This is a genomic window from Lachnoanaerobaculum sp., from assembly GCF_057250505.1.
Map to the genome: position 1 here is coordinate 1 of NZ_DBHIEQ010000047.1, position 9261 is coordinate 9261.

Sequence of the window (9261 nt, forward strand, 5' to 3'; positions counted from 1 at the left end):
TTTCTCCTTCAACTATATATTTTGTTAAATCAAACTCTGAAGGAGTGAAGCTGTCCTCACAGTAACCTATATAATGACCGTTTAACCATATGGTCGCCGCACTCTCCACGCCCTCAAACCTGAGTATAAGAGAGTCCTTTATAAAGCCCTTCGGCAATGTGAAATACTTTACATAACTGCCTACAGGGTTAAAATCTGTCGGAGCCTCTCCGGATTTTAGAGATTGTCTGCCGTCCCAAGGGTATGCTACATTGGCGTAGTGCGGTCTGTCATATCCTTCCATCTGTATATGTGCCGGAACTCTTATATCTTCCCAGTTCTTACAGTCATAATCCAAAGCTTCAAAGCCGTCAGGAGTACAGTTAAGATTTATAGAGTAGTCAAATTTCCATATTCCGTTTAAAGAATAGCAAAGTGAAGAAGTTCCCTTTAGTAACTCCGACTTATTTGCATATACACTATGATCAGAGTGGGCGGGAAGCCTGTTTTCCTCAAAAACAGAAGGGTTTGAAATATTTTTTAAGATATCTTTATTCATTTTTACCTCTCTTAAAGTTAAATTTTATCAATAAAAGGTATGAAATCTTAAAACAAGTTTCCACACCTTTAAAAAACATATAATATATTATTTTACAGCACCTGTAATACCTTCAGCAAACTGCTTTTGAAGCAGGAAGAATATGATAACGGTAGGTATACTGCAAAGCAATACTGCAAGCATCAAAACGCCGTAGTCTGTTACATAGCCCTCTTTCAGATTGGCAACCAGCATAGGCATTGTAATGGAAGTCTTCTCGGTCATTATTACCTTCGGCCAAAGATATGAGTTCCAAGCACCCATAAAGGTAATGATAGCGGCTGAAGCGTAGGTCGACTTCATTGTAGGAACGAAAATTCTTAGGAAGATATGAAATTCATTCAGTCCGTCAAGTCTCGCAGCTTCCAGTATATCATGTGGGAACGATCTGGCACTTTGTCTAAAGAGCATTATCAAAAACGGAGTTGATATGGTAGGAAGCAAAAATCCGAGAGTAGTATTAAGCAGTCCCCACTTCGAAAAAGCCTGAAACAGCGGAATCATAATAGCTACAAAAGGCACCATCATTGCAAGTAAGAGTACCGACATAACGGCGTCCTTTGCCTTGTCATGGTAGATTTCAAAGCCGTAGCCTGCAAGTGAACAGATAAAAAGTGCAAGTAAAGTCATTACTATGGAGTACTTAAAGGAGTTTGCCATAGCGCCTGAAACATTACCTGCCGCAAGCAGATTGGCAAAGTTCTTAAAAAGGTAGTTGCCCGGTAAGAGCGCACCTCTTATTACCTCGATACTGGTGTGAGTGGCACTGACAGCCATCCAGTACAGCGGAAAAACAGATATCAGTGATACAATTATTAAAAATATATATTTTATTGCAGTTTTCAGTTTAATCACGCTTATCACCTACTTTCATCTGGATTGCGGCAAGTACTGCTACCAAAATCAAAATAAGGAATGACATGGCGGCAGAGTAACCAAAGTTCGGCACATACTTAAAGGAAGAGTTATATATATAATGTGACATTGTAATAGTTGCATTGGCAGGTCCGCCGCCTGTAAGGTTTACAGATTCGTCAAACAGCTGCAATGTACCGTTTGTGGACATAATAGCTGTAAGCAAAATCATCGGCTTTAAAAGCGGAATGGTGATCTTTCTAAGTATCTGGAAATATGTAGCACCGTCAATCTTTGCAGCCTCGTATATTGAATATTCGATATTTTGAAGTCCTGCAAGATAAAATACCATGTTGTAGCCGGTCCATCTCCAAAGCAGAGCAATAATAATGACAATTCTCGCGGTAAAAGGATTTGACAAAAAGTTATATCCGTTGTGTAAGATACCGAGGTGTATAAGCACATTGTTGACATAGCCGTCTACCGCAAATAGAGATCTGAATATAATGGCATATGATACAAGTGAAGTGGCACATGGTAAGAATATACAGGTTCTAAAAAGCCCCTTGAATCTAAGATGTTTGTCATTAAGCAGTGATGCCAAAAGCAGTGCAAATAAAAGCATTATAGGTACCTGTACTATCAGGTATATAAAGGTGTTTTTCAAAGACTGCATAAAGACCGCATCTGAAAACATTCTTTTATAGTTTGTAAGTCCCGCAAAGGATATTTTTGCACCCACACCGGTTTGCATAGACAGTATTATGGCTCTTATCATAGGATAGAAGCTCATAACCGCTATAAGAAACGTTGCAGGAGTCAAAAATATCCAACCTGAGATATTTTGCTTTTGTGAGAGTGAAAATTTTTTCTTGTTTCCCATTTTTTCTCCTTCTATAAACAAAGGGGCAGACTTGACCATAGCCAAACCTACCCCCTGAAGTTTAAAATATTATTTACCCATTGCAAAGTTTACAGTGTCCTGAACAGTCTTAAGCTCGCTGTCCACATCGGCACCTGCAATGATATTTGTAGCAGCTACGGCTACGGCATCTCTTGCTTCATAGTAGTAAACACCTGTGTTGTTCTTTGGAGTCTTTGAAGCGAAATCTGTAAGAAGCTTATAAACTTCCTGTCCGCCGAAGAACTCTACCTTCTCGGAATAAGCTTCTGTATTACCTGCAGGTAACCATGTAGCAAGTGCACCGCTTGGAAGGATGCTGTCATAAAGCTTTGTACTTCCTGCAAATGTCTTTGCAAGGAAATCAACAGCCAAATCTTTCTTCTTTGAAGATCCGCTTACAGCCCAGCTTGAACCGCCGTTGTTTGAGTAGTTGGTCTGCTCTCCGATACCTGCAAGCTTAGGCAGATTTGTAACCGCCCACTTGCCTGACTGATCCTTTGCGGCTCTTATAGATCCCATAATCCAGCAACCGTTGATGGTTCCGGCTACAGTCTCGGCATTCATAGTTGTGATGTACTGGTCCCAGTCGTTTACAAGTACCATAACACCCGACTCTTTAAGTTCCTTATATGTCTCTAAAGCTTTCTTTAAAGTCTCATTTCCGACGATATTAGGGTTGCCCTCGGCGTCAAAGAGTGAAGCACCTGTAGACTGAAGCATAATCATTATGATATCCGCTTCATTTGCCTGACATGAAAGTAAAGGCTTTCCTGTTTTTGCAAGCACATCCTTACCGATCTCTATATATTTATCCCAGTCGATATCTGTAAGGTCCTCAACCTTGTAGCCTGCCTGCTCAAGAATATCTGTCCTGTAAGCCGCTATAACGGTACCGTTATCAAAAGGAACACCGTAATTTACATTGTTTATTGTGGAGTAAGCCAACTTACCCGGTGCAAACTGTGTGAAATCAAATGCCTTGGTATCTGTCAGATTTGTAAAAGCGTCAGGGAATGATATCTGATTTTTTGCAAATGCGTTATCCTGCATAAGGAAAATATCAGGTAATGTGGAGAGGTCTCCTGCAGCACCTGCAGTGCTGAGCTTGGTCTGAATATCGGCCCAAGGAGTCTCAACTATATTCAACTTAAAGTCGGGATGGTCCGCCTGATAAACCTTTTCGGCTTCCTTCATAGCGTTGATATTGAAAGCCGGGTCCCAACACCAAACTGTCAGAGTGTTGTCATCTGTAGCTGTTGCCGCATTGTCGGCAGCAGATGAATCGCCGGTAGAAGCAGCCTTGCCGCCGCCACAGCCTGACAGCAGTCCTGTACACATTGCACCAACCATAAGTGCACTTAAAATTCTTTTTTTCACGAAAAAGTCCTCCTTATTGTTACAATCCGGTAAAAGCTATGTTAATAAAATCGGGAAAATAGCTTAGTTAAATCGTTCGGAATTGCTTTTGTTTTTAAGGATTATACAATACATTAAAAATATTTGTCTATGGTAGTAGTGTACTATTATCGACCGTATTTTTGTGCAGAATGTAGAAGGCTAAATATAGAAACGGTATAATCAGAAAAAATAATGGAAATATCAGATAAAGTATATCCAATATATAAAAAACTCTTTGAAAATTGAAAAAACTTTCAAAGAGTTTAAGATTTTGCTGATGTAGAATATAAACTAATAAAGATGTAAGTGTTGTATAAAAATCTAGCTGTACTGTTTAATCAGTTTTATTATATTTGAGATACCGTTGTTGGCATCGGACTTTGACATGGCTTCTATATACTTTTGCCTGTTTTTATACAGTTCATGAATCTCGGCGGATAAAGAAACATCGCAAAGAGCTTCCTCATCTATAACCTTTGAATATCCTGAATTTTTAAAAGACTCGGCGTTCAATATCTGGTCTCCTCTGGAGGCGGCACCTGAGAGCGGTATCAAAAGATTCGGTTTTCTGAGAGCCAAAAGCTCACAGATGGTGTTGGCACCTGCTCTTGACACGACCACATCGGAGAGTGCAAAGAAGTCCTTTAATTCTTTATCGACATATTCATATTGAAGGTAGCCGGGTTTTCCTATAAGACTTTCGTCTTCATTTCCCTTACCGCAGATATGTATTACATTAAATTCCTTTAAAATATCGTCAAGAGACTTCCTTACGGCGTTATTTACAATGACTGAGCCGAGACTTCCTCCTATTATAAGTAAAGTAGGCTTATTATCAAAGCCTGTAAGTTTTTTTGCGACCTCCCTGTCACCGCAAAGGAGTTCTTTTCTGATAGGTGAGCCTGTAAGTACCGCCTTGTTCTTCGGGAGGTACTGTAAGGTCTCGGGGAAATTTGTGCAAATCTTGGTTGCAAACTTGGTGGCTATCTTATTGGCAAGCCCAGGAGTGATATCGGACTCATGTATAATCACAGGGACTTTTGAGAGTGCGGCGGCTATTACTACAGGCACACTTACAAAACCGCCCTTTGAAAAGACGATATCGGGTGAGTATTTTTTTATTATACTTTTTGCTTCAAATAGTCCTTTCATTACTTTGAAAGGGTCTGTAAAATTCTTCAAATCAAAGTATCTTCTTAGTTTTCCCGAGGATATGCCCTCATATGGAATATTCTGTGCCTTTATAAGGCCTTCTTCCATACCGTTTTTGCTGCCTATGTACTTTATATCATAGCCGGCTTCTTTTAGTGCAGGCAAGAGTGCAATATTCGGTGTGATATGTCCTGCTGTACCGCCACCTGTTAATATTATTTTTTTCATACAGTTTCCATTCTCATATTGTAATAAAAGTATTATATAAGTATAATTTAACAAATATAAATATTCAAGTGAGGAAGTACAATGATTGGTATAATCGGAGCGATGGAAGAGGAAATCTCAAAGTTAAAAGAGATTATGGACAATAAAGAAATACAGACAATAGCCGGAATGGAATTTGTCAAAGGCGAAATTGCAAAAAAGCAGGTAACTGTGGTACGTTCAGGAATAGGAAAGGTAAATGCAGCAGCCTGCACACAGATACTGATAGATGAATTTAAAGTTGATGCGGTTATCAATACAGGTATTGCAGGTTCGCTGAAAAACGAAATCAATATAGGAGATATTGTACTGTCTACAGATACCGTAATACATGATATGAATGTGGAGGGATTCGGCTACAAAAGAGGTCAGGTGCCGAGGATGGACGTATTTGCATTCCCTACAGATGATACTTTAAGAAGTCTGGCAAAAAAAATCTGTGAAGAGGATTTAAAAGATATTTCAGTATTTGAAGGCAGAGTATTAAGCGGTGATGTATTTGTGTCCGATAAGGCTGTTAAGGATGATTTGAAAGAAACTTTCGGAGGATACTGCACGGAGATGGAAGGCGCCGCAATAGCACAGGTCGCATACCTCAACAAGGTAAAGGCGCTTATAATAAGGTCAATATCCGACAAGGCCGACGACAGTGCAAGTATGGACTATTCCGAGTTTGAAAAAAAAGCGATAGAACATAGCGTGAAGCTGACAAAGAGATTGATAGAAACCATAGACGGCTGACTACCTATTGATAATAATATTCAGTTGGTATAAAATACAGATAACTTTGAGGCTTGTTTTGTCTCAAAGAGTATCATTTATTTAAGTTTGAAAGGCGAGAAAGATGAGTAAGACAGTAAGTTTTGATTATTCAAAAGCAGGTAAATTTTTAGGGGCTGATGAGTTACAAAATTTTAAAACTATAACATTAAACGCAAGAGATACACTCTTGTCAAAGACAGGAGCGGGTAACGACTTTTTAGGATGGATAGATTTGCCGGTATGCTATGACAAAGAAGAGTTTGAGAGAATAAAGGCAACAGCAAAGAAAATAAAAGAAGATTCGGATGTACTCTTGGTTGTGGGAATCGGCGGTTCATATCTTGGAGCAAGAGCGGCAATCGAGTTTTTAAGCCACAGTTTTTATAACTGCCTTGACAAGTCACAAAGAAACACACCACAGATAATATTCTGCGGAAACTCGATCTCATCAAAATATATTGCAGACATAAAGGATTTGTTAAAAGATAAAGATTTCTCAATCAATATCATATCAAAATCAGGAACCACCACAGAGCCGGCTATCAGCTTCAGAGTATTCAAAGAGATGCTTATAGAAAAGTACGGAAGAGAAGAGGCAAACAAAAGAATATATGCGACCACAGATAAAGCAAGAGGAGCACTTAAGTCACTTGCCAACGAAGAAGGCTATGAGAGTTTTGTCGTACCTGACGATATAGGAGGAAGATTCTCGGTACTCACAGCTGTAGGATTACTTCCGATAGCTGTAGCGGGAATAGATATAGACGAACTTATGGCAGGGGCCGCAGCAACCAGAGAAGAAGTACTCAAAAGAGACTTTGAAGAGAACCCTTCACTTTTATATGCGGCAGCAAGAAATATCTTCTTAAGAAAAGGAAAGAATATAGAAGTAACAGCCAACTACGAGCCGAGTCTTCACTATGTATCTGAGTGGGTAAAGCAGCTATTCGGTGAGAGCGAAGGCAAAGATAACAGAGGTATCTTCCCTGCGGCTGTGGACCTTACAACAGACCTTCACTCAATGGGACAGTACATTCAGGACGGTGCCAGAATAATGTTTGAGACCGTACTTGATATAGAAAAGTCTCCTGCAGAAATACTGCTCAAAGAAGAAGAGACGGATACCGACGGTATGAACTACCTTGCAGGCAAGAGTGTGGATTTTGTCAACAAGTCCGCAATGAACGGAACAATCCTTGCACATACGGACGGTGATGTACCTAATCTTAAGATAAATATTCCTGATATGAGTGCATTCTCACTTGGAAGCTTATTCTACTTCTATGAGTTTACCTGCGGAGTCAGCGGATACATACTTGGAGTAAATCCGTTCAACCAGCCGGGAGTTGAAAGTTATAAAGCAAATATGTTCGCACTTCTCGGAAAGCCGGGCTATGAAAGCCAAAGAGAAGAACTTTTAAAGAGGCTTGGTTAGAGATGTTCAGACTTTGGGGTAGAATATTTAAGGACAATCGTATGATAAAAGATCATGTGGCACAAGACGGTGACTACAGCAAAGACAGAAAGACCATGGTATTTGATACGATTAGGGAGATATGTCATAAGTTTGATGTAGCGGAGCCGATATGGCTTTTGCCGAATATAGATGATTTTGCATACAGAGGTAAGGTCAGGTTTAATGCCGACAACTTTATAGAACAGATAGACTTTGACTATCTTGAAATACAGATAATCGAAGAATAGGGGTCTATTATTTTGCCCCAAAAGAATAACATATAATGGAGAGTATATATGGCGGAACCTATATTAGACTATGAAAGCTTCTTTGAGGGTGCAAAAAATGCTTTGCTTGAGTTGGACACACTCAGTACTGAAGAACAAAGACTGAGCCTTGAAAGTGAAAGAATATCAAAGGCTATAGATTCGGAAAAAAAGGCTACCGAGGATAAGATAGCCGACACCACCGCAAAGAGACTTAAAGAAATAACTTCTACATATGACAGTGAGATAAAAAAAGCCGAAGAGCAAAAAAGGTTGGTAGAAGTAAAAAAAGAAAAGGCGAAGAACAAAAAGATAAATGAAAGAATCTCCGATGAGACAAAGGATTTGCGAGAACATATCGCAGCGATAAAGTCTGAGATAAAGCAGGAAATGAAAAATGTGGACATTCCGGCATTCTGCAATACAAGGAGTTATTTTACATTTTATTTTCCGCATAAGTTCTTTGACTATATAAAGATACTTATAACTATAGTGATACTCTTTTTGGGATTGCCTGTGCTTATATATAAGCTTATACCTGAGCATAAGCCGATATACCTTCCGTTTATATACTTTGTTATAGTGCTTATTACAGGCGGACTCTATATCATTATAGGCAACCTTACCAAAGCAAGATATAGAGACAGCCTTATGAAAATAAGAGCAATGAGAGACAATATAGACCATGATATGAAAAGAATTGTTCTTGTAACAAAGGATATCAACAATGATTCGGCGGACGACAGATACGATCTCTCATCTTTTGACGAAGAGATACTGGCTGTGAGCGATAAGCTTTCAGACCTTAATGCAAAGAGAAATGCGGCCGTGAGCGACTTTGAAAACAATACAAAAAAGATTATCACTGATGAGATAAGGGAAAGCTCAAGAGAAAAACTTGAAAGTCTTGCAGGTGAGCTTGAGGTGACAAAGAAAAGCTTGAGCAATATAGCGGACAGAAGGTCACAGATAAACTTGACAATATCGGATAAATACGAGTCATATCTTGGAAGAGGCTTCTTAAATACGGAAAAAATAGATGCGCTGCAAAAGTTGATAACAGACGGGGAAGCAAACAACATCAGTGAAGCTATAGATCTGTATGAAAGAAGACAAAACGGGTAAGTGATGATAGAAGATAAAGAACTGAAAAAGCAGGAAATTAAAAACAGAATCATAGACACTTCCGACCTTGGAGAAGATACTCCAAGGTCCAGAAGAAGAAAGAATACAGATATTTTTACACAGGGGAGGAGAGTTGTCATACTCCTCCTTGTTTTGGTAGGGGTCATAATATTAGGGCTTGCATTTCAAAACAGATTTAAAACCCATACAAAATTCAAACTGAAGTGGATACATGAGTTAAGTGAAGGAAGTCTTGTGGACTATATAAGTCTTGGGAACGGTTTTTTGAAATATTCAAAAGACGGAGCGGTGTATTTGAAAAAAAACGGCAAGAATGTTTGGGTGGACAGCTATGAGATGAGCAATCCTAAGACCAATACCAACGGTAAGTATGCAATAGTCTTTGATGTCGGAAGTAAGCAGATAGTGAGCTACACTAAGGAGGGTAAAGCGGCAAGTATAGACACCGAGCTTCCTATAATAAAGGCGATAGTCTCAA

Annotated in this window: 10 protein-coding genes; 5 read left to right on the forward strand and 5 right to left on the reverse strand. The window is 39.3% G+C overall.

From position 1 onward, the window contains the following. The 5 genes from ACO6FI_RS12640 to ACO6FI_RS12660 all read right to left on the reverse strand — a co-directional run. On the reverse strand, positions 1-538 hold a 538-nt coding region (locus ACO6FI_RS12640), incomplete at its 3' end, for a sugar-binding domain-containing protein (RefSeq protein WP_485457645.1). 87 nt (positions 539-625) lie between these two features. Continuing rightward, positions 626-1432, reverse strand: coding sequence for a carbohydrate ABC transporter permease (locus ACO6FI_RS12645; RefSeq protein WP_485457646.1), 807 nt, complete (start codon positions 1430-1432; stop codon positions 626-628). Then, complete coding sequence (locus tag ACO6FI_RS12650) at positions 1425-2315, reverse strand: carbohydrate ABC transporter permease (RefSeq protein ID WP_485457647.1); 891 nt, start codon at positions 2313-2315, stop codon at positions 1425-1427. The genes ACO6FI_RS12645 and ACO6FI_RS12650 overlap by 8 nt, the downstream gene beginning before the upstream one ends. Before the next feature lie 69 nt (positions 2316-2384). Beyond that, positions 2385-3713 (reverse strand): ABC transporter substrate-binding protein, encoded by a 1329-nt coding sequence (locus ACO6FI_RS12655; protein WP_485457648.1) that lies wholly within the window; start codon positions 3711-3713, stop codon positions 2385-2387. Positions 3714-4055: 342 nt separating this feature from the next. Beyond that, positions 4056-5114: an undecaprenyldiphospho-muramoylpentapeptide beta-N-acetylglucosaminyltransferase gene (locus ACO6FI_RS12660; protein WP_485457649.1), complete on the reverse strand. Its 1059-nt coding sequence runs from the start codon at positions 5112-5114 to the stop codon at positions 4056-4058. 81 nt (positions 5115-5195) lie between these two features. On the opposite strand from ACO6FI_RS12660, the gene ACO6FI_RS12665 reads away from it, so the two are divergent. The 5 genes from ACO6FI_RS12665 to ACO6FI_RS12685 all read left to right on the forward strand — a co-directional run. Further along, positions 5196-5894, forward strand: a complete 699-nt coding sequence (locus ACO6FI_RS12665) for a 5'-methylthioadenosine/adenosylhomocysteine nucleosidase (protein WP_485457650.1) — start codon at positions 5196-5198, stop codon at positions 5892-5894. 103 nt (positions 5895-5997) lie between these two features. Beyond that, on the forward strand, positions 5998-7350 hold the full coding sequence (locus tag ACO6FI_RS12670; protein ID WP_485457651.1) for a glucose-6-phosphate isomerase: 1353 nt from the start codon (positions 5998-6000) through the stop codon (positions 7348-7350). A 2-nt stretch (positions 7351-7352) separates the two neighbouring features. Further along, a complete protein-coding gene (locus tag ACO6FI_RS12675) occupies positions 7353-7619 on the forward strand; it encodes a hypothetical protein (protein WP_060931046.1) in 267 nt (88 codons plus the stop codon). 48 nt (positions 7620-7667) lie between these two features. Then, positions 7668-8762 carry a hypothetical protein gene (locus tag ACO6FI_RS12680; RefSeq protein ID WP_485457652.1) on the forward strand — a complete coding sequence of 365 codons (1095 nt, stop codon included), beginning with the start codon at positions 7668-7670 and terminating at the stop codon, positions 8760-8762. Between the two features lie 3 nt (positions 8763-8765). Then, positions 8766-9261: DUF5711 family protein (locus ACO6FI_RS12685; RefSeq protein ID WP_485457653.1), on the forward strand; the 496-nt coding region annotated here is incomplete at its 3' end.

Bases quoted from the DNA above. Each gene is read 5' to 3' on its own strand.
- ACO6FI_RS12650 (WP_485457647.1), bottom strand. From the start codon at position 2,315: ATGGGAAACAAGAAAAAATTTTCACTCTCACAAAAGCAAAATATCTCA.
- ACO6FI_RS12660 (WP_485457649.1), bottom strand. From the start codon at position 5,114: ATGAAAAAAATAATATTAACAGGTGGCGGTACAGCAGGACATATCACA.
- ACO6FI_RS12665 (WP_485457650.1), top strand. From the start codon at position 5,196: ATGATTGGTATAATCGGAGCGATGGAAGAGGAAATCTCAAAGTTAAAA.
- ACO6FI_RS12670 (WP_485457651.1), top strand. From the start codon at position 5,998: ATGAGTAAGACAGTAAGTTTTGATTATTCAAAAGCAGGTAAATTTTTA.
- ACO6FI_RS12675 (WP_060931046.1), top strand. From the start codon at position 7,353: ATGTTCAGACTTTGGGGTAGAATATTTAAGGACAATCGTATGATAAAA.
- ACO6FI_RS12680 (WP_485457652.1), top strand. From the start codon at position 7,668: ATGGCGGAACCTATATTAGACTATGAAAGCTTCTTTGAGGGTGCAAAA.